Source organism: Azoarcus sp. PA01 (genome assembly GCA_001274695.2).
In the GTDB taxonomy this organism is placed as follows: domain Bacteria; phylum Pseudomonadota; class Gammaproteobacteria; order Burkholderiales; family Rhodocyclaceae; genus Aromatoleum.
Genome location: LARU01000001.1, coordinates 1 through 23,647, shown reverse-complemented (window position 1 = coordinate 23,647; position 23,647 = coordinate 1). Strand labels below are relative to the sequence as shown.

The following is a 23,647-nucleotide window of genomic DNA, read 5'->3' as shown; positions in this document are numbered from 1 at the left end:
CAATGGAATGCGGGCCCGATTAATCATGCGGTTTCAACCGCTCTCGCCACTACCCGGATGTCGATTTCCTGGACGATCTCCAGCCGGGCACCGCATTCGCGCATGCGCGCCACCGTCAGCTCGCGGCCCCGATCTTTCCACATGGCATCGATGGACAGGTTGATACAACGTACGCCCCGCCGATGCAGGCTGGCGGCGAGCGACAGAGGCAGGATGCCGGCCACCACGTCGCCCGGGGCGGGCTGCGTGGGGTCGAGATGCGCGACCACACGCTGCGGGCGGATTCCCTGGCTGTGCAGCCAGACGAGTGCGGCTGGGTGACGAGTGACCGCCCACGTGATGCCAGCGGTGTCGTCAGCTGTGGGAACGGCAAAGGCTGCAACGAAGTGCTCCCGCAGAACGAGGCGCGCGCCGTGACATAACGCAGGTAGTTCATCCGGCATCGGTTCGAGCAGCCATTCGGCGAACACCTCGGCCGTGAGCGCAGGCCGTGGACGGCCTTGGCAAGCGAGTGCGAGCAGTTGTGGTTCATGACCGGTCAACTCGATTCGATCCTCCCAAAGCTTCATGGCCTTCTCCGTTCAAGTCTCATACGGGCTGCAGTATCGCCCTGAGAGACTGGTACGGAGGCCAGCGGCAAGCTTGTCGTTCGTGGTGCAGGTGCGCGTCTTGCGAGGTGCCCCTGCCCTGTAAAGCCAATTCACGCGGCATTGGCTGCCGGGTGATCGCGAGATTGATCGGGTTGGCATTGGGGTTGCCCACTGAGGGGCAGTGCCAGACCCTGGAAGCAGTGCGCGATTGCCGTCGAAACGGCTCTTTACCCCCAGTCAGGTCCGGAATCCCCCTGAAGGATCACTCCCGCTACTCTGCCGATTCAGCGGGCGCCAGATCCCGCAGTATTTTCTTTACTGTTTTGCTGGTGACCTTGTCGTCGATCGTTTCGGCACGCTGCGCCAGCGCGATGAGCAGGCACTTCTGGTCGTTGTCCATATCGACCGAAATGCGCTGTGCCTCGTTGAGCTGCGTGGGCAGCTTCTTTTTCTGTGTACCGGTGGCGTGCCCCGATTCGATGGCGTCGACCAATTCCTCGATTTCGAGCAGCACTTTGGCTTCTGGCGTGGCGGCCGCTTTTCTCTCGGCCTGCTCGGCTTTTGCCTGCGCCCGTTCGCGCGCGATCGCCTGTTCGGCCAAAAGGTCGGCTGCACGGGTCAGGTTCTCGCCAATCCGGCCCGCATGGTCGCGGCGGGCTTCCGCTTCGAAGCCTTTCTCCGGGATGACCGGACTGTGACCGTGGAGGGTCGCCTTCACCTCGCTCAGCGCGTTGTTGCGACGCAGCTCCACGAATGCCTTGGGCTCGGGCAGGTAGTCGAAGCGATGCGGCTCTTTCGCGGGCAGCGCGTGTTCGAGCAAGGCCTGCACGGGGGCGCTGCCTTCCCACCCCTCGGTCTGTCCGGCATCGCGCAGCACCCCGTCCATGAAATCGATGAAATCGAGCCGGCAGGCCTGCAACAGCAAGGATTCGTCCTCGGTGGCGATGCGTGCCGGGTGGTTCGAGCGGATGCGGTGGGCGACGACCTGGAGTGACACCTGTCCGAGCCCGAAGGGTTTGCCCATCCCTAGCCCGTGGCGCCGGTCGATGCGTCCGCCGAAGTCCACCGCCCACAATAGCGCGCCCAGCTCGACCGGACGCAGATTGTGAAAGCGCAGCCGGGTGCTAAAGCGTGTGCCTTCCGGTACCGTTTCGAGCCGCACCTGCACCTTCGCATTCTCGGCCGCCTTGCTGTTGATCGTGGGGAATGCGGGCGGCTTGAGCGGATAGCGCTTCCAGCCGGACACTTCGGCGGTCGAATCCATCAGGGTGCGGAAGCCGTTGCCGCGACCGTCCTGGCGGATGTAGGCGGGGTAGAACGTGGCCTTGGGGCCGTTAAGAATGCATGCCCGATTGAGTGTGGGCTCCGGCGTCTTTCCGTCCTCGTCAGCCTCGACAACGCCAAGGCCGATATTGACCCGGCCGCGCAAGCCGCCGCCGTTGTCGTCGCCCAGATAACCGAAGACGAGATCGGCAAGATCCGGCGCATCGCCATGCAGATGGCCCGGATGGGTATGCGCGATGGCCTCGTGAATGCTGTGACGGTAGGGCAGCTTGTACATCATTGCGAGGCCGAGCGAGACCACCGCGCCAGCGTCGTCGTCATGGTAGAAGACCGGGATGCCATGCGGTAGCTGGCCGGCATCGAGCTTGTGACTCCAGAACTTCCACTCGTCGGCTTCTTCATGAATCTGGCGAAAACCGTTCATGACCGCCGGCGCTACCTCGACCGCCTCGGCGTCGGTGTCGTGGAAGATGAACTCGAACTTCTTCGCCTTCGGTTTGGTGTAGTCGGGTCCGGGCTGGCCGGTGACGACGACGCGGCCGCTCAGGCTGCCTTGCGGGCTGGGCTTGGCGCGCCACTGCTGGCTGTTGTGGGGCATGGTGCCGTCACGCTCGAATCGCAGTGCCGGGCAAAGCCCGATGAGCTCGTAGCGTCTCGGCGCGCTGGCACAGCGCTTCCACCTCGCCTCGTCGATCCGCAGCGCCGAAATCAGCTCCTGCTGGTGCAGACGGGAAAATGGGCACGGCTGGATCTGCCAGCGTCCGTCCAGGAACCGGAGCCATCCGGCACGCACCTGCCGGCGCACGATCGCCTGGCAATAGAAATTTTTCGCATCCGACAAATCCCGCACCCCAAGCTGCTGATCCTCGACCTGCCGAAAACGCCCGAAGCTAGCGATCTCGAGGACGTTGCGCAGCATGCCCTTGAGGCTGGTGCCGGGGATAGCCGGCCTGCCGTCCGGGCTGCGGAAGAAATGCACCCGACCGGGTTCGCGTTCGGTTGCCGAATCCTGCTCGCCGCCCACGCACAGCGGCGTGTGCGTGGTCACACGCAGCGTCAATTCGCCGCACAGTCCGTCTGCCAGCGGGTGGTCGTGGCTGACCTGGTTCGCCCACGCGGGTAGCACGATCAGGCGCGACAAGGGAATGAAGCGGTAGGGAGTGGTCACGTCCGTCATGAGCGGGAGTCCTCGATGCCGGCCAGTACGGCCAGGGGGCAATGGGGGGCGTTGTCGGGGCCGGCAGTCCACAGCCGCCAGTACTGCAGTCTCGCGCCGGGTCGTCCGGCGAGCAGGTGACTTGTCGGCTCGCCAAGATGGGTGGCGTCGGCTGCGCTGCACGGCTGCACGCGGTGTGCGTTCAGTTGCCAGCGACCGCGCGGCAGGCGGGACAGTTGCCAGTGCACTGTGTCACGGAAGAATTCGCCATCCAGCGCGAACCCCGTGAGCGCAATGGTTTCATCGTGCAAGCGCCTGACGCAGCCGGCTTCGGTGAGCCAACCGGTCACCGGCCCGAGCGCCGCCAGCGCGTCGGCCAGTTCGCCGGCTTGCAGCAGCACGCAGGTGTGATCGTAGATGAACGGCTGCCACGCTTCGACGTCGATATCCGGCAGCAAGGCGAGATCGGACAGCCATCGGGAGATCGTTCCTTCGGTCATGCTGCAAGCTCCATGTCGGCGGCGCCGTGAATCCAGTGGCCACCGTCGGACCACCGCACCGCGCTGTCTCCGTCGCCCACGAAAACGCCCAGCCCGCGGCTGCCATTGGCGCCCAGCGGCAGCCAGCCGCAGGCGAGATCATCGAGGGCACGTGCCAGCGCCTGTCGCGAAACCCGGTCGACGCCTGCGGCATCGGGCCACAGCTCGATGCGCAGCTCGAGCGGTGTTTGCCATAGCACTTCCTCGCTGAACAGGGCACCGTTGATCACGCCGCCGGTGTAGCGGTCGATGCGGTTGTGCATCAGGCGGACACACTGGGCGTCGTGGATGACCACATCGTGAAACGCCAGCACGCCGGCGCGACCTTCGTCGTCCTGCGCGTGGCCGAACAGCGCCGACACTGCCGGGCAATGCTCAGGGGCATGGCGGGCGTCGGGTTGCGCGAAGTCCTCGGTCAGGCAACGGTAGTGGTAGGCGACGCGATGGCGCAGGGCGCCCTTGATCGCGCTGGCCGGCAGCAGGTGGTGCTGGGTGCCGAGGCGCCCCTCGTCGCCGTTCCAGTGCACCCGGATTTCGTGCTGCGGGAGCAGATCCGGCTGCTTGTCGTAGCGCGCGGCGTTGAGGGATTGTTCGCCGCCCCCTACGCGCCAACCGGCTTCGGCACGTAGCTTGAGGGTGGCTTCCAGTCTCGCCGGCGCTTGGCCGCTGGGGGTGAATGGCGCGAGCGTGCCGCGTTGTGCGCGCGATCGCGGCCGTGCCACGAATGCCTCACGACCGACCGGTTCGGCGACATTCCATTCTGCATGGAGCAGTTCGACGACCTCGAAATGGCCGTTGCCGCTGCGTGTACCGTGGCCCAGATGCAGCACCGACCCGTTGAGCAGCTCGAGCAGTTGCCACCACAGCATGCGTGACGCATCGCTGCCATCGCCCCAAAAGCTCAGCCAGCCGGTGTAGCGCACCCCGGCCGGGATCAAGGTGACGTCGAACTTGCCGGCAGAACTGGCGGTGCCCGTGTGATCGAGCCGTACGCGCTGCCGCACCAGCGGCTTGTCGTCCAACAGGCGAGCGAGCAAGGGGTCGGTGCCGAGATCGGTGCGCAAGCCCTCGACCGGCCGGTTGGCGCTGTCGTGAACCAGCGCCCAGGCAACGTTGAGTGATGAGGCCTGCGCCTGCTCGCCGCCGACACCGAACAAGGCGTGGGTGGCGCGTTCGCCGTGACGGCGCTGGTAGGCATGGCGCAGCACGCCTGCGAGGCTTGTCCCGGGAAGGGCTGGCAGGTGGTTGGCGTCGCGCACCAGCAACACATCATGGGTGGCGTCGCCCTGGCCACTGTGAATGCCGTGGGCGCTGAGCGCCTCGAGCGTGACGCGGGCCAGACAGAAATGGCTACGTGCGACAGTCATGCCACGTTCTCCCGTGATGAATGGCTTTGCGGAGACTGTTCGGTGCCATCGACGCAGCGCCCCCAGGGCGCCTGCAGGCCCAACACGGCGAGATGGCCCACGACTGCCGCCAGATCGATACTGCCTTGTCCAGTCAATGCCGCGAGTTCGGCTCGCATCCACTGATCCAGTTGCTGATCGGGGGCCGGGCCGAAGCGGGCATCCCAACCGCTGCGTGCGCGTACGATGCCGTCGCCCGGATCGGCCAGTACGCGCCACAGCGCATCCTGCTGGTCAGGGCGTCGCCAGTCGCTGGCCGCCTCCTTCAGCCGACCCCATTGGCTGCGCCCGGGGGCGTCGGCGAGTGCCACGCCCGGTGCCACCGCCTTGTAGCGTCTCGCCTCGCGGATGCGTTGGCACAAGTCCTCGTACAGGCGGCGTGCCGTCTGCTCGGCCAGCGGGCCGCCATTGCGCCGGGCTAGTCGGCGCTCCAGCACGTCGATCAGCACACTGGCCGGGCGTGGCGCGGTGACTTTGCCTGTGCCAGTGCGGAGGGCCTGCGGCCGGGCGGCGGCCGGCGAGAACCGGGGCTGGCCGGTGGCGAGCAGCGGCGGATCGATCCAGACATGTCCGAGCCCAGCTTCGACATACAGGCCCAGGCCGTCGGCGAGCGTGCGCGTCTCCTCAGCGCTCAGCGGACGCGGCAGGCGGTAGCGCAGCACGCTGCCACGGCTGATAAGCTGGCGTTCGCTATCGTAGCCGCGACGATAGGCGTTGTAGGGGCTGAAGCGACGCGTGCGCAGGAAACTGCCGGACACCAACCATTGCGCGTCGTCGGGCAAGCCGAGCAGATCGGCCTCGGGTTGGAGGCAGGGCTGTCCGTCGCGTTCGAGCGCGAGATCGCTCAGCAACCACAGCGTGAGGGTCGTCGCGCCGGTCGTGCCGGTCGCGCCGGGGGGCGCGCCGCCATCGGCGGGGCAGCGTCGGCCGCGGCGAAGCGCACGGCGCCGAACTGGGCGCTGCGCGAGCGGCCGAGTCTGGCCGGGCCGGCCAAGTGTGTGAGCAGCGTCTGCCACAGCGTGGCGTCGATGTCCTCGTCCGCCCGGATCGTGGTACGAAACCATTGGCCGGCGCTCAGCGCCTGATAGCCGAACAACTGGCTCTCGGCTGCCATGCCGGTGTCCGGATCGATGGCGGTCTTCAGCGTCGATTCGTGTGCCGGCTGCAGGAACTGGCCAGCCACTGTGGCGTACCCGCCGCGCAACTGCACCGGCTGTCGTTCGGTCGATGTCGCGTGCAGGGTGGGGTCGAACAGTGCTTCCGCGCGCAGCGTGTCACCCGCACTGCGTGCGGACTCCCCCTTGTAGGTGTGCCAGCTGAGCGGCACCGGGTAGGCGAGCTCACCGCTGGCGGTGACGGGCAAACCATCGCCGAAGCGGACCCGGCCGCTGTGGAAGAACGTCCAGGCTGCCGCGGCCGGGAGTGTGGCATACAGACGCGCCGCGGCAAGCCCAAGCACGGCCGAGCCCGGAATGTAATCGAGGCTTTGATGCGCGCCGGCCGTGGCCGATTGCTGGCTGATGATGACGGGTTGTTCGAGGACGATGTCGAAAGCGGCGGAGGGCATGGTCAGACTCCTTGCTCGGCAGGCATGAGCGTGAGGTGCACTTCGCCGAGTCCGCGGGTGCGATGGGCGCCCAAGGCGTCGACCAGCGGCAGTGCCGCACGCAGCGCGGACCAGCCCGTGGCCGAGGTCAGATAGGCGTTCTGCTGAGCGCGGTGATCGGTATGGGCGGCGGTGAGTGCGAGTCCCAGCCCGGCGTGCAGCGTCACCGGCAGGCACACCTCGATGCCGCGCAGACTGTAGCGTTGTGCGCTGCCGTACTCGTTGATAGCGGTCGAGAACAACTCCCCGAAAAGCTCTCCGCGCAGGGCCTCCCGGCCGGGCGCAGCGAGCCACTCACGCTCCGCGCGGGGCAGGTGGGCGCTCTCGACCCGCAACATGCCGGGCAGGGTGGCGCTGCGGTGTTCGCTCTGGCTGCGCGAGCCGAACAGCAGGGTCTCATGGCAGTCGGCGGGTCCGTCGGGCAGTGGCAGCTCGGCCAGCCAGCCCCACGCCTGTGCGCGCCGCAGCGCATGGCGCAGCACGCCCTTCAACTGCCGGCCCGGCAACAGGGGCAGGTCGTCGGCGTCGCGCAGGCAAAGCGCATCCAGGTGGTATCCGCTGCCGGTACCGCTGCCGGCGTGCCAGTAGTGGGCAAAGTGCAGCTGCAACGCCGCACGCTCCGTCTCGCTGGCGTGCATCGGGGTGTCGAGGGTCGTCGTCATCGGGCGAGGCGCTCCGCTTCGGTGCTGGTGCTCGGGCGCACCGTGAGCAGGGACAGAAGATCGGAAATCGGGCTGTGCGTGAGCGCCGTATCCGGCTCAGGGCGGGAGCACGGCAGATCAGGGGCGGTTTCCCCCACGAGGGCACCGAGCGCGGCATCGAACCGGCCAAGCGCAGCCTTGTGCTCGCGTGTGGCCAGATCGCGCCAGCGCACATAGGCATGGCGGGCCAGCGGCAGATTGGCGTGCATCATCGTGGCCAGCTCGCGCAGCGGGCGGTCGTTGAGTGCGCCGGCCGAGGTGCTCCGGTCGAACACCGTCGTCAGCGCGAGCAGATCGTCGAGCGCCGGCAAGCCGGCCGTGGGATGCAAGGCATAGGCCGGCAGCGCCAGATGCAGCTCGGGTGCACGCGCAGTTGCGTCGGCTGCGACCTCGTGCCGCGCCACATGATTCTGACGGAACTGGCTTTCGGCGTCCTCGAGCAAGCTGTCCTGTACCTTGTGGAGCGCGAGCGTGGCAGGCATTGGGTCGCCGGCCTGCCGCACCTTGCGCGACGCACCCTTGGCGCGTTTGCACAGGGATTCGGCCAGCTCGTGCCCGGCATGAAACGGCTGGCTGCATTTCATGTAGCACAGGCCGGCGCAGGCAGTGAGATGCGCCGGCAGCGCCCTGGCATGCTCCGCGAGTCCTTCATCCACAAAGATCTGCCGGAGCCCGTCCATGGCCTCTCGGGTTTCAGCCTCGAAGGCGGCGAGAAACACACGTGCGAAGCCCAGTGCGAGGTCGGCACGCAGCACGATGGTGAGATCGTCGCCGCCGAGCACCAGCGGCCGCGCCGGCAGCACGCCATTTTCCGCCGCCGGCACCAGCACCTCGCGGCTGGCGGTTTGCGCGGCGCGCAGCGTGGCGCGCCCGAGTCCGTCGGAAAACTTGCGGTACAGCCGAATGTAGGACTTGTCTTCGGCCCGCTCGCAGGCGTGGTTGAGGGTGCGCAGCAACTCGCCCAGACCGTTGCCATCAGCATGAAGCAGACCCACCAGACGGCGTTCGCCGAGAGGAAAGCGGCTGCGGGCCGGTGCCGTTTCCTCGAAGTTCACCGGCCAGATGAAGCCGTTACCATCGAGAAAGCGCGACGCCAGCGGCAGGCTGTCGGCTGGGCGGTTGAAGCTGCGCTGCCGTGCCGTGGCCGCGTCCATCGCTTCGTCCCGCTCCCGCTTCACGGCCGCGAACCCGGTGCGGGCGCTGCGCTCGGCGAGCGGGCCGGGGCGGGGCAGATCCGCCCGCATGCGGTTTCTCTCTTCGCGTAACAGCTCCAAGCCGTTCGCGATGGCTTCGCGTGCGCTTTTACCCGACGCCAGCACGTCTACCTTCTCTACGCCCGGCAGCCAGTGCGCGCAGGCCAGCCGCCAGGCTGCGCGCAGGCGCTCGGCCTCTTCACGCGTGATGAACAACAAGTAGAACGCGCCGCCCGCCTTGCGCACAACGTCGGGCGTGAGTTCCAGCCGCCTCAGGGTCTGATCGAGCAGGCCACCGTCGGCGCACAGGTAGTCGACCAGCTCACTGCCGCCGAGCATGTCGCGCAATCTGCCGCTTGCGAACAGAAAACGCTGGATGCCTCGGGTTTCGAACATATAGACGTAACGCATAAGCCGCTATCCTCTCCCTCTGCTCACTCTGCGCTGCCAGCCCAGCAGCCGGCTCGTAGTGCCATTCACGTCCAGAAGTGCCGATCGACGTGTGCTGAAATGCATAACAAATACATAAGCATATCATCTGCCAAGGTAGTCACGATTCAAAGACGACCTCGTCGACACTCAGCGGCAGGTAGTAGCCCATGCCCATACGGCTGCGTAGCGCGGCGATCTGATAGCGGGCGGCAGGGCGTGCCCCGAGGCATCGTTCCAGCGATTTGTTGATGCGCGACTTGTGCGGCTGGAAGTACCGGCCCACATCTTCCTTGCAGCCCTCGCAGCGCCGGATCGCGGTTTCGATTTTCTCGTAGCGGGCGCTCATGCTGCCCAGTACCCGCCTGGCCACGTCGAGAAACTCGGCCGCTTCTTCGCCCGCAGTGTTTGCATCCGGCCCGCCGCCGCCCTGCAGCCGTTCGGCCAGCCACAATGCCACCAGGAATTCGGTCTCGCTCAAATCGATTGCCGTCTCATCGGCGTAAACCTCCCGCGCACCGATGCACAAGCGCAGCAGGGGCGGCTCGAGGCCACGGTTGGCGCGGGAGATGGCCTCACTGAAACCGGTGACGCCGTTCACAAGGCGCGCGGGCAGACCCTCGCGCAGGCGCACGAAGGGTATCTCGGCCAGGTCCACGCGGGCGTTGCGCGCATCGACGGTGATCTCGCGCTCCCCCCTTCGCACATGGATCGGAAAGTCGTAAGGCGTGGGGTAGTAGAACTGGCGGTTGGTCTCGTAAGGATCGGAAACCAGCACATGCGACAGCCTGTCCTGCGCGCGGCCGTACAGCGACAGCGCATAGCCCAGGTAGTAGCCCATGGTCTTCCGCCCCCCGGCGATGGAGACGTGCAGTTCGGACGCTGGATCGGTGGTGAAGCGTCTCACCAGTTCGGTGATGAAATCGGACGCGCAGGTGTTATGCGCCTGTGTGCGGATGTCTTCCAGCGGCTGACCCTGCCCGTTCTGGAGTACATGGATGTGATCGGCGTCGAATTCGATCGGCGGCAGGTCGTAATCCGCGCGCAACCGATGAAACCAGCCCTCGCCCTGCAGCAGGTTGAGCCGTGCGTTTTCGGCGCCGGTGGCGGTGGTGACGAGATGGATTTCGTCCGGCAACCATGCTGCACCGCCCGTGTGTGGCGGGCAGGCGAGCGCGTAGAGCGTTTCGGTGACCACCTGCGGCGTCAGACCGGTGACGGCAAGCAGGATGCGGCGGGCAGTACTTCGTGGCTTCGGATCTGACATGACGTGGTAATTCTGATGATTGAGCGACGGCCAAAGACTAACGCATAAATCGTCTCCGGCAACTGTCGCAAGCTTGCGCCAACCCGGCAATTGGGCGATACCGTTCATCATGCCTGCGTTCTGTAAACGGAGTCGGGACGATGACCGAGCGTAGCCTCTTTCTTGCCGCTTACGACGTTGCCTCGCCACGCAGACTGGCGACCGCACTGGCGCGTGTGCGCGCCTACCGCACCGGAGGACAGAAATCGGTGCACGAAATCTTTCTCACACCTGCCGAGCGGCACGAATTGCTGCGTGACATGTCGCGGCTGCTAGAAGCGTCCGAGGACCGCTTTCTGCTGCTCCGGCTCGACCCCAGGGCCCGGGTCTGGTCGCTCGGGCTTGCCCAGGCGCCCGCCGACGACAACTACTTCTACGTGGGCTGAAACATGGGCATGCTGCTGCTCGACCGCGCCGGCCTCGAGGTTCGCTACGCCGACGGCGCGCTCGCCATGTACGAGGAGGGCATGCGCCGGAGTACCGTTCCCGTCAAGCTGATCGATCGTCTCGTCATCCAGGGTGCGCGCACGCGGATCGAGAGCGGCGCACTCATGCATCTTGCCGAGGCCGGCGTGCCCACGCTTTTTCTGAGTCCGCGCATGAGCCGGCAGGTGGCGGTCGTCCTCGGACCGGCCCACAATGATGCCGCGATTCGCCTGGCGCAGGGCCGGTTCGCGTTCGACCACGCCTTTTGCGACCAATGGGCTCGCGGCATCGTTGTTGCCAAGCTCAGGCGTCAGCACAGGCTGATCCGCGAAGCCGAAGCCAGCCGCCCGCAGCGCCGCAAGGCTTTGCACGATGCGCGCATAGGCATTGCGTGCGCGTTGCATGCCATTGATGAAACGCCGGATTGTGCCTGCGCGTGCCTGCGTGGTCTGGAGGGCAGCGCCGCGCGCGCCTACTTCGGCGGGCTGGTCGCACTCTTTGCACCGGAGCTCGGCTTTGGTGGCCGCAACCGCAGGCCGCCCCGCGATCCGGTGAATGTCTGTTTGTCGCTGGGGTATACCCTGCTTCATTTCGAAGCCGTGCGCGCCGCTCACAAGGCCGGCATCGATCCGCTCATCGGCTTCTACCATCGTCCGGCATTCGGTCGCGAATCGTTGGCCTGCGACCTCATCGAACCCTTGCGACCTGCGGTCGATCGCTGGTTGATCGGACTGTTTCGTACCGAAACGCTGCGCGCCGCGCACTTCAGCCAGGACCGCGAAGCCTGTCTGCTCGGCAAGGCCGGACGCAGCCATTTTTACGAGGCCTGGGCAGCCTTCACCCCGGTGCTTCAGCGCTGGCTGCGCGCCGTCTGCATGCGGCTTATCCGCCGGTTGCGGCAGGCGGGCGAACCGCTGCTCGAGCGCTTCGAGGATCTGGAGGACTATCTGTGACGAACACCCTGCCGAGGAATCGGATCAGTCGATTCTTGCTGCACGAAGCCGGCACCGAAGCAGACCGCCTCGCCGCCGGCGAGACGCCGATCGGGATCCTCGCACACGCCGTCGGAGCGCGGGCCAATCCGCGCCCCAGCCATTGTCCGGAGCTGCTGGCCGATCTGCATCGCCATCTCGTCAGGGAAGTCGACGCGTGGCCCTGAGCAACCGGCACGACTGGCTGATCGCCTACGACATCGCTGACTCCAAACGGCTGCAGCGCCTGCACCGGTTTCTGGTCCATGAGGCGGTGCCGGTCCAGTATTCCGTTTTCTATTTCGAGGGCAGCGTCGTTGCCATGAGCCAGCTCATGGGCGCGGTCGAAAAGCGTATCGACTCCGGCCAGGACGACGTGCGTGCCTACCAACTTCCTGCCCACCCGCAGATCGACACCATCGGCCGAGGCTCGACCCTCGAGGAAATCACACTTCTCTCCGCGACCACCCCGCAACTGAAGGCTTTGCTCGCGCCTCAGGCGAAGTGATACAGTTCTGCTCATGCAAGTGCGCGCAACGCGCAGGACCATCCGCTCGACGACAGCGGAAAATCTTGCGAAACCCCTCTGCAGCCTGTTGTTCCATATGGCGTTTTTTGAGGGAGCAGTCCGAATACAGGCCCTGAATACAAAGGGATTAAGACGAGCCTTTGCGATGCCAGGTGCCGATGATGTGTCCGAATACAGGCCCTGAATACAAAGGGATTAAGACTGAATCGAGCGCAGCACATACGCGTCGCAACTGGTCCGAATACAGGCCCTGAATACAAAGGGATTAAGACTGACACCGGACGGCATCGCCAGCGCGCTTGCGCGTCCGAATACAGGCCCTGAATACAAAGGGATTAAGACGCCGATCCGCACGAGGATCGCGGTCACGTTGCCGTCCGAATACAGGCCCTGAATACAAAGGGATTAAGACTCCAGTCACGCACCACCTGGCGCCAACCGCCAGTCCGATACAGGCCCTGAATACAAAGGGATTAAGACTGCAGTCGCGCATCCAGCAGCGCAGCGTCGCCAGTCCGAATACAGGCCCTGAATACAAAGGGATTAAGACACGGGCCTCCTAGCGGCCTTGCCGCCCTAGTGGGTCCGAATACAGGCCCTGAATACAAAGGGATTAAGACAGTTCATAGAGCGCGAGACCGACACGAGTATCGGTGCGTCCGAATACAGGCCCTGAATACAAAGGGATTAAGACAACACAACCAGAACGTTTGTCAAGATTCTTCGTCGTGTCCGAATACAGGCCCTGAATACAAAGGGATTAAGACCGCACGCTCGGAACCTTGTGCACGCTGTAAGTCTGTCCGAATACAGGCCCTGAATACAAAGGGATTAAGACGGAAAGTTTTGATACATATCTTCAGGTGTAGGTCCGAATACAGGCCCTGAATACAAAGGGATTAAGACTCATAGACCGTGGGGGTGGCGATGCGCCAGTTTCCGTCCGAATACAGGCCCTGAATACAAAGGGATTAAGACACCAGCGGGTTGTGCTCGCTGCCGTTCATCGTCCGAATACAGGCCCTGAATACAAAGGGATTAAGACGCGACCGTGAAGGGGCGTTCAGTGAATCCGAGGATCGTCCGAATACAGGCCCTGAATACAAAGGGATTAAGACGTCCACTGGATGCGTTCTTCGAACAGCAGCTTGGTCAGAATACAGTCCAGGAATACAAAGGGATTAAGACCCAACATCGGGCAGCGTCACCGTCGAACTTCTGCGTCCGAATACAGGCCCTGAATACAAAGGGATTAAGACTTCGTTTCCGCTTTCGTCTCTACCGTTGCGGCCGGCGTCCGAGTACAGGCCCTGAATACAAAGGGATTAAGACTGAAATTCACCACGTTTGTGCGCCTTGCGCTCCAGTCCGAATACAGGCCCTGAATACAAAGGGATTAAGACCTTTCCGCCTTCACCTTAAGGGGGAGGGCAGCGTCCGAATACAGGCGATGAATACAGAGGGATTAAGACGTCCTGCTGCGAGTCTGTATTTAGGCATGGTTAAGTCCGAATACAGGCCCTGAATACAAAGGGATTAAGACGCGTCCAGCGTGAACGCCACCATGCCCGGCTTCTGTCCGAAGACATGTCCTGAATATAAAGCGATTAAGACAGCCCCGGGGCGCCGCCCATGACGACCCGTTACGTCCGACATGCCCTGAATACGAAGGGATTAAGACGCCCAACGGCGCGATGAGTGGTGCGGGCGACTGGTCCGAAGACATGCCCTGAATATGCACTCCTCTTTTCGCCTGGCGACACCACCCGTGCGCAGGCGGCATGCCAGATGCGGTAGCGATCTCGTAATTCGCCGACAAGCTTGCAAGCATCAAGAAGCCAGTCGATTCCGGGCATGATTAAGGCTCTCGAAGCTAGCCTCGCTCATATCCATTACGACCAACGACCAACTCTCGCTTGCCGACTTGTTTGCGAATGCGACGAGCACGGAAGGCGCGCAACCCAGTGCGCTACGTCAGGTACTCAAGCGCCTCGATGTGGGCAGTCGTGCCTGGCGCTTGTATGTCGAAATGGGTGACGCGTTGATCGAACCGCTGGCCGACGGCTTGTCTCGAGTTGGCGTTGAACCGCGCGTCGCGAGGTGGTGGCGTTTCTCCGGCCGGTGCAGGCTGGCGAGATGGATGTGGCTCCGCCGTGGCAATTGCTCGAAGCGCTTCAACAGCTTCGCCTGCCCAAGCCGGTGTACGAACTCGTCCCGCCCTGCCTTTTTCGTGCACTCTGGAAGGCATGCGCAGCGACTGTACCCTCGCAAGGCTGTACGAAGCTGGTTGCAGAAGGAAGCCATCCCGCTGGTGGAATGGCTCGTCCGATCAGGGGCAGGACGCAACAATGGATGCCAACCGTCGCCGTGCATCGTGGCGAACCTTCGAGCAGTGTCATGAGAACTGGCGATACGAGCCGGCACGTCCTCACGGCCGGCGACGCGGGCCCGCCGTTTTGCGTCGTTTTGAAACGGGCCCCTTTCTGGTGCACGAGCTGACCACCGAGGCGGCCTTGTATGCCGAAGGGCAGGCGATGATGCATTGTGTCGCCAGCTGGGTCGGGAACTGTCTTGGTGAGGGCGCCCATGTGTTTTCTGTACGGGAACGCCGCACCGGCGCTCGGCTCGCCACACTGGCACTTCAGGCCGATGACGAACGCGGCTGGAAGATCATCGAACTCAAGGGGGCGCAATGCTGCGGTGCCGAGCATGGTGCAGGAACTCGCTATGATGGTGGCAAACTGGCTGGATGAGTTCGTTGCGACCGGCGTCGACGGACAAGGCTGAATCGCTGTGTCTGCAAGGGGACAGCTGGCAGCCCGGCGGATCCATCACGTAACCCAACACGGGTACGGTCGAGTGTATGCTTTGCATGTATGACGATAAGCCAGAGAAGAGATCTACGCATGACGACACCGACTACCCACGTGCTCTTGGTTTCCGATCAGGCGGCGCCGAATCTGTTGCCGACCCTGGACCCCACGCTCAAGCCCGAGCGTGCGCTGCTGTTGGTCAGCGGCAAGATGCAGCGGCGCGCCGAGGCCCTTGCCGCAGTACTGAGGGAGTCTGGCATACGGGTCGAGTCGGTCCACCTTCCGAACGAGCATGACCTCCGCCAGATCGAGGAGATTGTTCTGGGTATCGCCGCCAGTCATGAATCTGACGACATCGCATTCAATCTCACCGGCGGTACGAAGCTCATGGCGCTAGCGGCCCAGGGAGTGGCCGGCACGGCACGATGCGCGACCTTTTACGTGGATGTCGACACCGACGAGGTTATCTGGCTTGACCGCTCGCGGGACAACGTCAAACTCGGCGCATCGTTGCGACTCAAGCACTATCTTCAGAGCTACGGCTTCGGCATCTCCGACAAACAGCACCCGCACATTCCGGCGAGCTACCGGGAACTGCAGAGCACATTAGTGCGCAATTCGCGCACCTTCGAGAAGACCCTGGGTGAGCTCAACTACCTTGCGCAGGCGGCCGAAGACCATAAGACGCTCGTCATCCGGCTTGACGACAGGCAGCTCGACAGCCTTTCCCTCGACGCAATGCTGCGAAACTTCGAGGATGCAGATGTGCTCAGCCGTCAGGACGACACCATCCGGTTCAGCGACGAGAACGCGAGATTCTTTTGCAAGGGCGGCTGGCTGGAGCAGTATGTGTTCCAGACCCTCAGCACGGTTCAGGACCGCATCGGTCTGCGTGACAAGGCATCGAACCTCGTGGTGACCGATCCGGATGGCGTTCGAAACGAACTCGATGTCGCTTTCCTGGCCCGCAACCGGCTGTTTGCCATCGAGTGCAAGACCGCCCGCATGGATCGTGAGCGCAGCACCAAGGCCAACGATACCTTGTTCAAGCTCAGCGAGAACAGCCGACGGATCGGCGGGCTGGGTACGAAGGGGATGCTCGCGAGTTTCCGCAAACTCAACGAACCCGAGCTGAAGCTCGCTGCGGCGCTGAATATTCGGGTGGTTTGTGCCGATCAGCTGGCCCGGCTCGATGAACACCTCGTCCGTTGGAGTACGCATTGAGCACGGACCAGCCGAAACTTCGGCTCGCGCGCTACCGGTTTGGCTTTCGCATGCGAGCCCGGCTCGATCTGCCGGACTATGCGGGTTCGTTGCTGCGCGGGCAGTTCGGCGCCGCGCTTCACCAGGTGAGCTGCCTGGCGCATGCACCGGTGTGCGAGGGTTGCCCGTTGCGCACCACCTGTCCCTATCCGGCGGTGTTCGAGGCGCCGGGCCCGGCTGCCCACAGCCTGCAGAATTTTAGCCATATCCCTAACGCGTATGTGGTGGAGCCGCCGCCGCTCGGCACGCGTCAGGTAGAGGCGGGCGAGATGCTGCACTTTGGGCTGGTGCTATTCGGCCAGGCGCTCAGGCACTTGCCTCTGATCAGCTTCGCCCTGCAGCGGGCCGTCGCCGGCGGCCTGGGGAGAGTGCGGGCGTCAGGTGCCCTCGAAACCATCGAGGTCCAACGAAATGATACCGAACATCTTGAGCGCATCTGGGAGGCGGGCGACACGGCAATCGCCGAGCATGACACCGATTTCGAGGTTGTCAGCCGGCGTGCCGCGCCCGGTCGGCTAACCCTTGCATTCCACACCCCGCTGCGTCTGCAGCATCATGGCAAACCGTTGCGACCGCAGCAACTGACCCCGCGTAAGCTCGTCGCCGACTTGCTTCGCAGAGCCACCTTGCTGGCGGAGTTTCATGCGGACAGCCGCAATCTGGTCGATGACCCGTCGGCGCTGGTGCGCCTGGCCGATACGCTCGAACATCGGGCGACGCTGCGATGGCACGACTGGTCGCGCTTTTCCAGCCGTCAGCAGCGGGAAATGACGCTGGGTGGTGCCTTGGGTACGTGGACACTGGAGGGCACGCTCGAGCCGCTGCTGCCGTGGCTGCACCTCGGCCAGTGGCTGCATGTAGGCAAGAATGCGACGCTCGGAATGGGCGGCTACACCATCGTCGAGTGCGCCTGACCGGTGTTGCCTCTGCAGGCAATCTGAGGTGTCCTGTCTACGGTGGACGCTCCCGCCTCAAGCGGCGGCGGCCTGTCTGCTGAATTGTTGAGCAAACACGGCCGGCGCCAGATAGCCAAGGCGCGAGTGGCGCCGTTGGCGGTTGTAGAAGATTTCCACGTATTCGCGAATTGCCGCCTGCGCCTGGGCCCGCGTGGCGTAGCGCTGGTGATGGATCAATTCGTTCTTCAGGCTGCCCCAGAAGCTCTCCATCGGCGCGTTGTCGTAGCAGTTTCCTTTGCGCGACATCGATGCGCGCATGCCGAACTGATCGAGCAGCTTGCGGTAGTCGTGAGCGCAGTATTGGCTACCGCGGTCCGAGTGGTGAATCAGCCCCGCCGCCGGGCGCTTCTGTTGCACGGCCCGAAACAGCGCCTGCGCCGTCAGCTCCTGCGTCATGCGCGCGCCCATCGCATAACCGACGATCTCGCAGGTGAACACGTCCTTGATCCCGGCCAGATACAGCCAGCCTTCGCCCGTCGGGATGTAGGTCAGATCAGTGACCCACACCTCATTCCGTGCGCTCGGGGCAAAGGTCTGTCCGAGCAGGTTCTCTGCCACCGGCAAGCTGTGATTCGAGTTCGTCGTCGCCTTGAATTTGCGCTTTTGTCGGCAGCGAAGACCCAGCTCGCGCCGCAGGCGGGCGATGCGGTCGCGGCCGGCGGCAAAGCCGCCAGCGGCCAGCTCCGGCTGCAGACGACGTACGCCGTAAGTCTCGCGGCTGCGCTGGTGGGCGGCCTTGATCGCCACCTTCAGCCGCTCGTCCGACTGGCGCTTGCACGACGGCGGCCGTTTCAGCCACGCGTAAAAGCCGCTGCGCGAGACGCCGAACACGCGGCTCATGAGCTCGACCGGAAAGCGGAGTCGCCATTGCTTCATGAACGCGTACCGGGCAGCGACTCCCTGGCAAAGTACGCGGCTGCCTTTTTTATAATGTCGCGCTCGGCACGTGCTTCCGCCAACTCCTTGCGTAACCGGGCATTCTCCGCCTCCAGCTCCGCGACCGACCGTGCCCCCGGCGGCGCCGATCCGCCCCGCGACGATTTCGCCGCCGTGATCCAGTTCGACAGCGTGCCCTTGGGCACGGCCAGCCGCTGCGGGGCCGCCTCGTGCGACAGCCCTTGCTCCAACACCAATTTGACCGCCTCGGCCCGAAACTCCGGCGTGTAATGCTGACATTTTCTTTGCATCTGCTAGCTCCCGTTGGGCAAGTCTACCAACCGGGAGTGTCCATTTTCGTCAGCCTACCTCAATCCCCTTCAGACGAGGTGCTCGATTTCCAGCCCCGGCTGCCGGGCTGCCAGCCACTCTGCCGCCAGACGCCGGTGACATTGGTCGGCAAGCGGCTCGGCGCACAGCAGACATGCCCTGTCCAGCTCCACCCCGATGAGTTGCTTTCGTACCAGGGGTTCGTTCAAGGCGCCAAGATAGCGCCTCTCGTAGCCTGCCCAGTCGAACCTCCCGTCGCGATAGTCGGCCAGCAAGTCGGCCGCCGGCGCGAGCGCGGAGACATGGAGATAGCCGATGCCGGCCACTTTCTGCAGCAACCAGACGAGATCGCGTGCGCGGGCAAAGCCGGCGAGCTGGGAATCGGGGCGCGCGCGGATATCGAGCAGCAAACGCACGCCCGCGTCAGCGAGCAGTTCGAAGAAGCGTTGTGCCCCTTTGCGGGTGAAACCGACCGTGTAGAGGATCGAACTCATACGTGTTCTCCGAGTTCCGCGACACCGGTGAGGCGTTTCTCGCGTTCGACGTAGGCAAGCGCGAGCAAATCGTCGGCCGACGCGAACAGGTCGCCGTCCGGATTCGCGCCCGCCATCTCGAACAGACGGCGCTCGAAGGCCGCATGCGTTTCGGCGTTGCCATCGGCATGCAGGTGGACGGGGGGGGCACCGCATTGAGCCAGCGCTCGTCCGACGAGCAGTGCGCGATGGCAATCGGCCGGGTCGCGCTCGGCACACATGAGGGCCACGCAATGCGTGGCACGGCCGCGCAGCAGGCGATTCAGGCCTTGCCTGAAAGCCCGGGTCGCCGCCATGGCGGCGTAGCCTTCGCCGATCATCTGCTCGCGCACGGTGGGTGATGGGCGACCGCCGAGTTGCTCGCCCATCCAGACATGGCGGATGCCCGCCGGGTGGAGTGCGCTCGCCAGTTGCGCCTTGCAGAAGTGCGGAAAACGCCTGGACCAGGGCGAGCTGCGTACGTCGACCAGCACGCCGACGCCGCGCTCGGCGAGCAGTTCGATGAAATGCTCCAGGCAATGATCCGAATGGCCGATGGTGTAGATCGGTTTCATGACTTAACTGAGCTCCATGACGCCGGCGACAAGCTTGTAGCAATAGCCGTGGAAGGGCAAACCCAGGCTGATGGTCAGCAGTGCGTCGCAGTGACCGGATTCACCGTCCATCAGTCGTGCGTGCCATCGGGCGACCGCGAGTTCGTCGGTGACGCACAGCCGGTATTCGTGCCCGGCCCAGCCGAAAGCGGCGCGGAGGGCGAATGTGGTGTACCTGTTGTAATCCATTTCGAAGCGCAGCCACTGCGGCCTGACCAGCCGCAGCGACGAGCGGATCGACTGCGCGGCGACGCACTCCGGAACGCGATCGTTCCAGCCGTGCACGCTTTGATCGCCGTTCATCCACAAGGGCGATTCGACATCGACCAGATCGAGCAAGGTGTCGGTCGGCATCGTGCCTTTGTGCTGCCACGCTCCCGTACCGACGAGCCAGTTCTCCTGCTGATGGGCTTCGGGCATGGACTGCGCAAGCGGGATGCACACTCGGCTTCCGAGGTGAGGAATGCCCCCCGCGCGGATCCTCAGAACCGATGCCGGCCAAGCCTGGCCTGCGGCGCGGCAGACCGGGCGGATCCAGCTGGGCTGGGTCGCGACAAATCCTTGCCGGCGAGGCAGATGCCACCGAGCTTTCTGGAACTGGCGAGAATGACAATGGAGTCGTGCATCTGTCTCTGACACGCGAATGGGATGTGGAGACAGAACTCTGCCGGGAACCGGCAAGTGAGTCGGGCTATGCAAGCTTGCAATGACGCGCGCGACTGGGCTCGTTCCCTTGTAGACGACCGGCGCGATGGTCAAGTCGTCGGGCGGCAGGGACAAGCAAGTTGTGAGCTCATCCCCGGGCACCTCGAAACCCACCGCATTTTCTCGAATGCTGGCCGTAACGATTGGCCGTTCGTCGCTGGCACGGCTTCGGCGTCAACCGCGCCGAGCGGCCTTGATCGCAGCGATATCAATCTTTCTCATCCCCATCATGGCTTCGAACGCGCTGAGCCGCAGCTGGATCAGGATCGGTGAGGGCGGCTGTCAGGGCGCGTGGCCTGATTTGCCACAACAGTCCCCACTTGTTTTTGCACTCGCCGCATGCGCTTTCCTGTCCGTCATTTTCTACAGTCGCATTCCACAGGCGGTCCGTTTCAGTCTGGTCGTTGGCCCAACCTGAAATCCCACGGCAACAGCATCTGCGGGCGCCGAGTTAATGCTAGGGGGCACGTGCCAGCATCAAACTCATGCGCCAAGGCGAACGGGTTACGCCAGCACGATCGGTACCATGGCCCAGCCGCCAACTGGAGACACTGCCCGCTCGGCTGGCCGCTGCGAGTCGAGTGCAATCGACGACGTCGCGGCGAGGAGTTCTTGCATCGCGATGCGCATTTCCAGCGTCGCCAGCAAGCGTCCGGCGCACGCGTGCCTTCCGATGCCGTACACCAGGTTTCGGTCGGCGTTACGCTCCGGACCCATGGCGTCCGGGTCGCCGAAGACCGCCTCGTCCCGGTTCGCGGACGTCCAGTTCAGTTTCACGCGTGCGCCTTGCGGCAGTTCCGCGCCACCGATCGTGACAGGGCACGTCGTCACGCGGCGATTGGACACGAACGGGTCGTCGATCCGAAGGATCTCATCGATGATGGCATCGATCTCGGCGTCAGGTACGCCCGAGCGCAGATGATCCTGCACAGCTGGGTGCGTCGCCAAGTAATGGACCAGCACACCGATACACTGTGCGATGGAGCCCAGGTCCCCACCCGTCCAGTTACGCAGAGCCGACACGATCTCCGCGTCGGTCAGCGGCCGGCCGTTCACTTCGGTCCGCATCAGCCCGGCGGTGACATCGTCCGCGCCGTCCTCGCGCGCAGCGCCGCGCGCGGCTCGAGCACGGAGCGGATCAGGTCGTCGAACGACTCTGCCACCCGCTGCGTCCACGACCGATCGCCCGAGCGCGTCGCGGCATGGTTCTCGGCAACCCAGTCCACGAGGCGATCTTCGAGATCGGCCGGCAGCCCAGCCACGCGCTTTGCACCCGGACCGCAAACCGGACGCCCACTTGGGACACGGCCGTGGACGGCAACGCCCTGGCAGCGACGCGACCAAGCCGGTCGCCACCCGACGGAATCGCTCACGGAAGGGCGCGAGCGCCTCCGGGGTGAGGAAGCCGTCCAGGGCCTGCCGGTATGCCGTGTGCTCGGCCGAGTTCATGCCGTTCGGGACGTGGAGATGGCTCGACACCGCGCTGGAAAACCGGTCATCGCTCAGCGCAGCCTGCACGACCAGTTCGTGTCTCAGCAACACCCACTCGCCATGGACGTTGCGTACGACGCCGTGCCGGGGACGCAGCTCGTCGGTGTAGGCCCAGGTCCCTGCCAGTGGCAGACAGGTCATCAGGCATGTGGTCGGTCATCCCTATCTCCTCCATGCGTTCCAGGCAGACGGCGGTCGATGCCCGGGTCACCAGAACAAATCGCGGTGCCAACTGGGGGTGGCGCTACCAAAAAGGCGATTCGCCAAGCAGCACCGGCGCGGGCACCCCGTCGGTGACGGTTGCTGTACCGGGCGGGCCTGGACAGGAATCGGCCGGCACCGAGACTGTGTGTGGCTGATAGAAGCGCGCTTCCGGCGTCGATTCCCGACGGCAACAATTCGAGACGCCTGTCACCGACCGGCGTGAGAACGCCTGCTGCGACTTCTCGCGATCTGCGCAAGATGGGCTTCGCCAGGCCCGATCCCGCGCCTCCGGCCGGCTCTGCGGGTCACCACCTACAAGTCCAGATCCGTAACCGCACCCTTGCTGGCGGAACTGGCGAGCTTTCGCAAACTTCGCGAGCACGCCGCGCGTGTAGCGCGGGGACGGCGGCGTCCAGTCGGCGGCTCGGCGCGCGAGCTCTTCCTCGCCGACATTGAGCTGGACGAGCTGCCGGTGCGCATCAATCGTGACCGAATCCCCGTCGCGGACCAGCGCAATCGGGCCGCCGACGAACGCTTCGGGGGAAACGTGGCCGACGACCATGCCCCAGGTGCCTCCCGAGAACCGGCCGTCGGTGATCAGCCCGACCGACTCTCCGAGCCCCTGCCCGACGAGCGCCGACGTCGGGGCGAGCATCTCGCGCATGCCGGGGCCGCCCTTCGGCCCCTCGTACCGGATCACCACCACGTCACCCTCTACGATCTTGCGCGCCATGATCGCCCCCATCGCGTCGTCCTCGGAGTCGAAGACGCGCGCCGGGCCGGTGATGGCGGGATTCTTCAGACCCGAAATCTTCGCCACGCAACCTTCCGGCGATAGATTGCCCCTGAGAATTGCCAGATGGCCCTGCGCGTACAGCGGATCGGACAGCGGATGGATGACGTCCTGATCGGCACGCGCGCCGCCGGAACGTCCGCAAGCAGCTCCGCGATCGTCCGCCCGGTGATCGTGACGCAGTCGCCGTGCAGCAGCCCGGCCTCGAGCAGCAGCTTCATCACCTGCGGAATGCCGCCTGCCCGATGGAGATCGGTCGCGAGGTACTGCCCGGACGGCTTCATGTCGACGATCACCGGCACGCGTCGCCGGATGCGCTCGAAGTCGTCGATCGTCCACGGCACCTCGGCCGCGTGGGCGATCGCCAGAAAGTGCAGCACCGCGTTGGTCGAGCCCCCCGTCGCCATGATCACGCTGACGGCGTTCTCGATCGCCTCCCGGGTGACGATGTCGCGCGGCGAAGGCCACGTTTGATCGCCTCCACCAGCACCCGGGCGGACTCGGCGGCGCTCGCGAGCTTCTCGGCGTCCTCGTTGGCCATAGTCGAGGAATACGGCAGGCTCATGCCGAGCGCTTCGAACGCGGCGCTCATCGTGTTGGCCGTGTACATCCCGCCGCACGAGCCACTGCCGGGGCAGGCACGCTTCTCGATTTCCTTGAAATCGATCGGATCGAGCCGCCCCGCGGTAAATTCCCCACCGCCTCGAAAACCGAGACGATGTTCAGATCCCTGCCCTTGTAATGCCCGGTTTGATCGTGCCGCCATAGACGTAGATTCCCGGCACGTTGGTGCGGACAAGCGCGATCATGCCGCCGGGCATGTTCTTGTCGCATCCGCCGATCACCACGACCCCGTCCTGCCACAGCCCATTGACGCAGGTCTCGATGCTGTCGGCGATCACTTCCCGCGACACCAGCGAATACTTCATGCCCTCGGTGCCCATGCCGATGCCA

At 64.5% G+C, this 23,647-nt stretch carries 24 protein-coding genes, 1 pseudogene and 1 CRISPR repeat array; of the genes and pseudogenes, 7 read left to right on the top strand and 18 right to left on the bottom strand.

All coding sequences use genetic code 11. From position 1 onward, the window contains the following. Nucleotides 1-23: 23 nt before the first annotated feature. The 9 genes from csx16 to csm6 form a co-directional block, all read right to left on the bottom strand. A complete protein-coding gene (csx16, locus tag PA01_18270) occupies nt 24-569 on the bottom strand; it encodes a CRISPR-associated protein Csx16 (protein KON82651.2) in 546 nt (181 codons plus the stop codon). Between the two features lie 292 nt (nt 570-861). After that, the gene (locus tag PA01_00105) at nt 862-3,051 is read right to left on the bottom strand and encodes a TIGR03986 family CRISPR-associated RAMP protein (GenBank protein ID KON82500.1); all 2,190 of its coding nucleotides are present in this window, start codon (nt 3,049-3,051) and stop codon (nt 862-864) included. Next, nucleotides 3,048-3,530, bottom strand: coding sequence for a hypothetical protein (locus PA01_00100; protein KON82499.1), 483 nt, complete (start codon nt 3,528-3,530; stop codon nt 3,048-3,050). The genes PA01_00105 and PA01_00100 overlap by 4 nt, the downstream gene beginning before the upstream one ends. After that, nucleotides 3,527-4,936, bottom strand: a complete 1,410-nt coding sequence (locus tag PA01_00095) for an RAMP superfamily CRISPR-associated protein (GenBank protein ID KON82498.1) — start codon at nt 4,934-4,936, stop codon at nt 3,527-3,529. The genes PA01_00100 and PA01_00095 overlap by 4 nt, the downstream gene beginning before the upstream one ends. Continuing rightward, complete coding sequence (locus PA01_00090) at nt 4,933-5,826, bottom strand: hypothetical protein (protein ID KON82497.1); 894 nt, start codon at nt 5,824-5,826, stop codon at nt 4,933-4,935. The genes PA01_00095 and PA01_00090 overlap by 4 nt, the downstream gene beginning before the upstream one ends. Further along, a complete protein-coding gene (locus tag PA01_00085) occupies nt 5,820-6,542 on the bottom strand; it encodes a hypothetical protein (GenBank protein KON82496.1) in 723 nt (240 codons plus the stop codon). Before PA01_00085 ends, PA01_00090 begins: the two co-directional genes overlap by 7 nt. A 2-nt stretch (nt 6,543-6,544) precedes the next feature. Further along, nucleotides 6,545-7,243, bottom strand: a complete 699-nt coding sequence (locus PA01_00080; GenBank protein ID KON82650.2) for an RAMP superfamily CRISPR-associated protein — start codon at nt 7,241-7,243, stop codon at nt 6,545-6,547. Further along, nucleotides 7,240-8,886, bottom strand: a complete 1,647-nt coding sequence (locus PA01_00075) for a hypothetical protein (GenBank protein ID KON82495.1) — start codon at nt 8,884-8,886, stop codon at nt 7,240-7,242. The genes PA01_00080 and PA01_00075 overlap by 4 nt, the downstream gene beginning before the upstream one ends. Before the next feature lie 139 nt (nt 8,887-9,025). Beyond that, on the bottom strand, nt 9,026-10,282 hold the full coding sequence (gene csm6 / locus PA01_00070; protein KON82494.2) for a CRISPR-associated ring nuclease Csm6: 1,257 nt from the start codon (nt 10,280-10,282) through the stop codon (nt 9,026-9,028). Between the two features lie 29 nt (nt 10,283-10,311). Between csm6 and PA01_00065 the strand changes: the two genes are divergently transcribed. From PA01_00065 to cas6, 7 genes are all read left to right on the top strand, one after another. Beyond that, complete coding sequence (locus PA01_00065; protein ID KON82493.1) at nt 10,312-10,596, top strand: CRISPR-associated endonuclease Cas2; 285 nt, start codon at nt 10,312-10,314, stop codon at nt 10,594-10,596. A 9-nt stretch (nt 10,597-10,605) separates the two neighbouring features. Then, nucleotides 10,606-11,589 carry a CRISPR-associated endonuclease Cas1 gene (gene cas1, locus PA01_00060; GenBank protein ID KON82492.2) on the top strand — a complete coding sequence of 328 codons (984 nt, stop codon included), beginning with the start codon at nt 10,606-10,608 and terminating at the stop codon, nt 11,587-11,589. A gap of 35 nt (nt 11,590-11,624) precedes the next feature. Continuing rightward, on the top strand, nt 11,625-11,795 hold the full coding sequence (locus PA01_00055) for a hypothetical protein (protein ID KON82491.2): 171 nt from the start codon (nt 11,625-11,627) through the stop codon (nt 11,793-11,795). Continuing rightward, nucleotides 11,786-12,115 (top strand): CRISPR-associated endonuclease Cas2, encoded by a 330-nt coding sequence (gene cas2 / locus PA01_00050; GenBank protein ID KON82490.1) that lies wholly within the window; start codon nt 11,786-11,788, stop codon nt 12,113-12,115. Before PA01_00055 ends, cas2 begins: the two co-directional genes overlap by 10 nt. Nucleotides 12,116-12,233: 118 nt before the next feature. Beyond that, a CRISPR array of direct repeats spans nt 12,234-13,817; the repeat unit is 37 nt; unit sequence GTCCGAATACAGGCCCTGAATACAAAGGGATTAAGAC. A gap of 667 nt (nt 13,818-14,484) precedes the next feature. Next, the gene (locus PA01_18265) at nt 14,485-14,889 is read left to right on the top strand and encodes a PcfJ domain-containing protein (GenBank protein KAI5913732.1); all 405 of its coding nucleotides are present in this window, start codon (nt 14,485-14,487) and stop codon (nt 14,887-14,889) included. 153 nt (nt 14,890-15,042) lie between these two features. Beyond that, nucleotides 15,043-16,173, top strand: coding sequence for a DUF1887 family CARF protein (locus tag PA01_00045; GenBank protein ID KON82489.1), 1,131 nt, complete (start codon nt 15,043-15,045; stop codon nt 16,171-16,173). Next, complete coding sequence (gene cas6 / locus PA01_00040; GenBank protein KON82649.2) at nt 16,170-17,126, top strand: CRISPR system precrRNA processing endoribonuclease RAMP protein Cas6; 957 nt, start codon at nt 16,170-16,172, stop codon at nt 17,124-17,126. The genes PA01_00045 and cas6 overlap by 4 nt, the downstream gene beginning before the upstream one ends. Before the next feature lie 57 nt (nt 17,127-17,183). On the opposite strand, the gene PA01_00035 is transcribed toward cas6, so the two are convergent. The 9 genes and pseudogenes from PA01_00035 to PA01_18245 form a co-directional block, all read right to left on the bottom strand. Then, nucleotides 17,184-18,355 (bottom strand): IS3 family transposase gene (locus tag PA01_00035; protein KON82648.2). Its coding sequence is split into 2 segments (ribosomal slippage): nt 17,184-18,088 and nt 18,088-18,355, totalling 1,173 coding nucleotides; the frame shifts between segments, so codons are not numbered across the junction. Nucleotides 18,356-18,424: 69 nt separating this feature from the next. After that, on the bottom strand, nt 18,425-18,868 hold the full coding sequence (locus PA01_00025; GenBank protein KON82487.1) for a DUF488 domain-containing protein: 444 nt from the start codon (nt 18,866-18,868) through the stop codon (nt 18,425-18,427). Continuing rightward, on the bottom strand, nt 18,865-19,461 hold the full coding sequence (locus PA01_00020) for a DUF488 domain-containing protein (GenBank protein KON82486.1): 597 nt from the start codon (nt 19,459-19,461) through the stop codon (nt 18,865-18,867). Before PA01_00020 ends, PA01_00025 begins: the two co-directional genes overlap by 4 nt. Nucleotides 19,462-19,464: 3 nt before the next feature. Further along, nucleotides 19,465-19,920 carry a hypothetical protein gene (locus tag PA01_00015; GenBank protein KON82485.2) on the bottom strand — a complete coding sequence of 152 codons (456 nt, stop codon included), beginning with the start codon at nt 19,918-19,920 and terminating at the stop codon, nt 19,465-19,467. A 493-nt stretch (nt 19,921-20,413) separates the two neighbouring features. Continuing rightward, on the bottom strand, nt 20,414-20,587 hold the full coding sequence (locus PA01_18260) for a VOC family protein (GenBank protein ID KAI5913758.1): 174 nt from the start codon (nt 20,585-20,587) through the stop codon (nt 20,414-20,416). Nucleotides 20,588-20,709: 122 nt separating this feature from the next. Next, nucleotides 20,710-21,273, bottom strand: coding sequence for a cytochrome P450 (locus PA01_18255; protein KAI5913731.1), 564 nt, complete (start codon nt 21,271-21,273; stop codon nt 20,710-20,712). Further along, a complete protein-coding gene (locus PA01_18250; protein KAI5913730.1) occupies nt 21,273-21,467 on the bottom strand; it encodes a hypothetical protein in 195 nt (64 codons plus the stop codon). The genes PA01_18255 and PA01_18250 overlap by 1 nt, the downstream gene beginning before the upstream one ends. Before the next feature lie 473 nt (nt 21,468-21,940). Continuing rightward, nucleotides 21,941-23,459, bottom strand: a pseudogene (locus PA01_00005) (dihydroxy-acid dehydratase). Next, on the bottom strand, nt 23,416-23,647 hold a 232-nt coding region (locus tag PA01_18245), incomplete at its 5' end, for a dihydroxy-acid dehydratase (protein ID KAI5913729.1). The gene PA01_18245 and the pseudogene PA01_00005, both read right to left, overlap by 44 nt.

Excerpts from the sequence above, each read along its gene's own strand:
- csx16 (KON82651.2), bottom strand. The coding sequence starts at position 569 with ATGAAGCTTTGGGAGGATCGAATCGAGTTGACCGGTCATGAACCACAA.
- PA01_00105 (KON82500.1), bottom strand. The coding sequence starts at position 3,051 with ATGACGGACGTGACCACTCCCTACCGCTTCATTCCCTTGTCGCGCCTG.
- PA01_00100 (KON82499.1), bottom strand. The coding sequence starts at position 3,530 with ATGACCGAAGGAACGATCTCCCGATGGCTGTCCGATCTCGCCTTGCTG.
- PA01_00095 (KON82498.1), bottom strand. The coding sequence starts at position 4,936 with ATGACTGTCGCACGTAGCCATTTCTGTCTGGCCCGCGTCACGCTCGAG.
- PA01_00085 (KON82496.1), bottom strand. The coding sequence starts at position 6,542 with ATGCCCTCCGCCGCTTTCGACATCGTCCTCGAACAACCCGTCATCATC.
- PA01_00080 (KON82650.2), bottom strand. The coding sequence starts at position 7,243 with ATGACGACGACCCTCGACACCCCGATGCACGCCAGCGAGACGGAGCGT.
- PA01_00075 (KON82495.1), bottom strand. The coding sequence starts at position 8,886 with ATGCGTTACGTCTATATGTTCGAAACCCGAGGCATCCAGCGTTTTCTG.
- csm6 (KON82494.2), bottom strand. The coding sequence starts at position 10,282 with ATGATGAACGGTATCGCCCAATTGCCGGGTTGGCGCAAGCTTGCGACA.
- PA01_00065 (KON82493.1), top strand. The coding sequence starts at position 10,312 with ATGACCGAGCGTAGCCTCTTTCTTGCCGCTTACGACGTTGCCTCGCCA.
- cas1 (KON82492.2), top strand. The coding sequence starts at position 10,606 with ATGCTGCTGCTCGACCGCGCCGGCCTCGAGGTTCGCTACGCCGACGGC.
- PA01_18265 (KAI5913732.1), top strand. The coding sequence starts at position 14,485 with ATGGATGCCAACCGTCGCCGTGCATCGTGGCGAACCTTCGAGCAGTGT.
- PA01_00045 (KON82489.1), top strand. The coding sequence starts at position 15,043 with ATGACGACACCGACTACCCACGTGCTCTTGGTTTCCGATCAGGCGGCG.
- PA01_00025 (KON82487.1), bottom strand. The coding sequence starts at position 18,868 with ATGAGTTCGATCCTCTACACGGTCGGTTTCACCCGCAAAGGGGCACAA.
- PA01_00020 (KON82486.1), bottom strand. The coding sequence starts at position 19,461 with ATGAAACCGATCTACACCATCGGCCATTCGGATCATTGCCTGGAGCAT.
- PA01_00015 (KON82485.2), bottom strand. The coding sequence starts at position 19,920 with ATGCCCGAAGCCCATCAGCAGGAGAACTGGCTCGTCGGTACGGGAGCG.
- PA01_18255 (KAI5913731.1), bottom strand. The coding sequence starts at position 21,273 with ATGCGGACCGAAGTGAACGGCCGGCCGCTGACCGACGCGGAGATCGTG.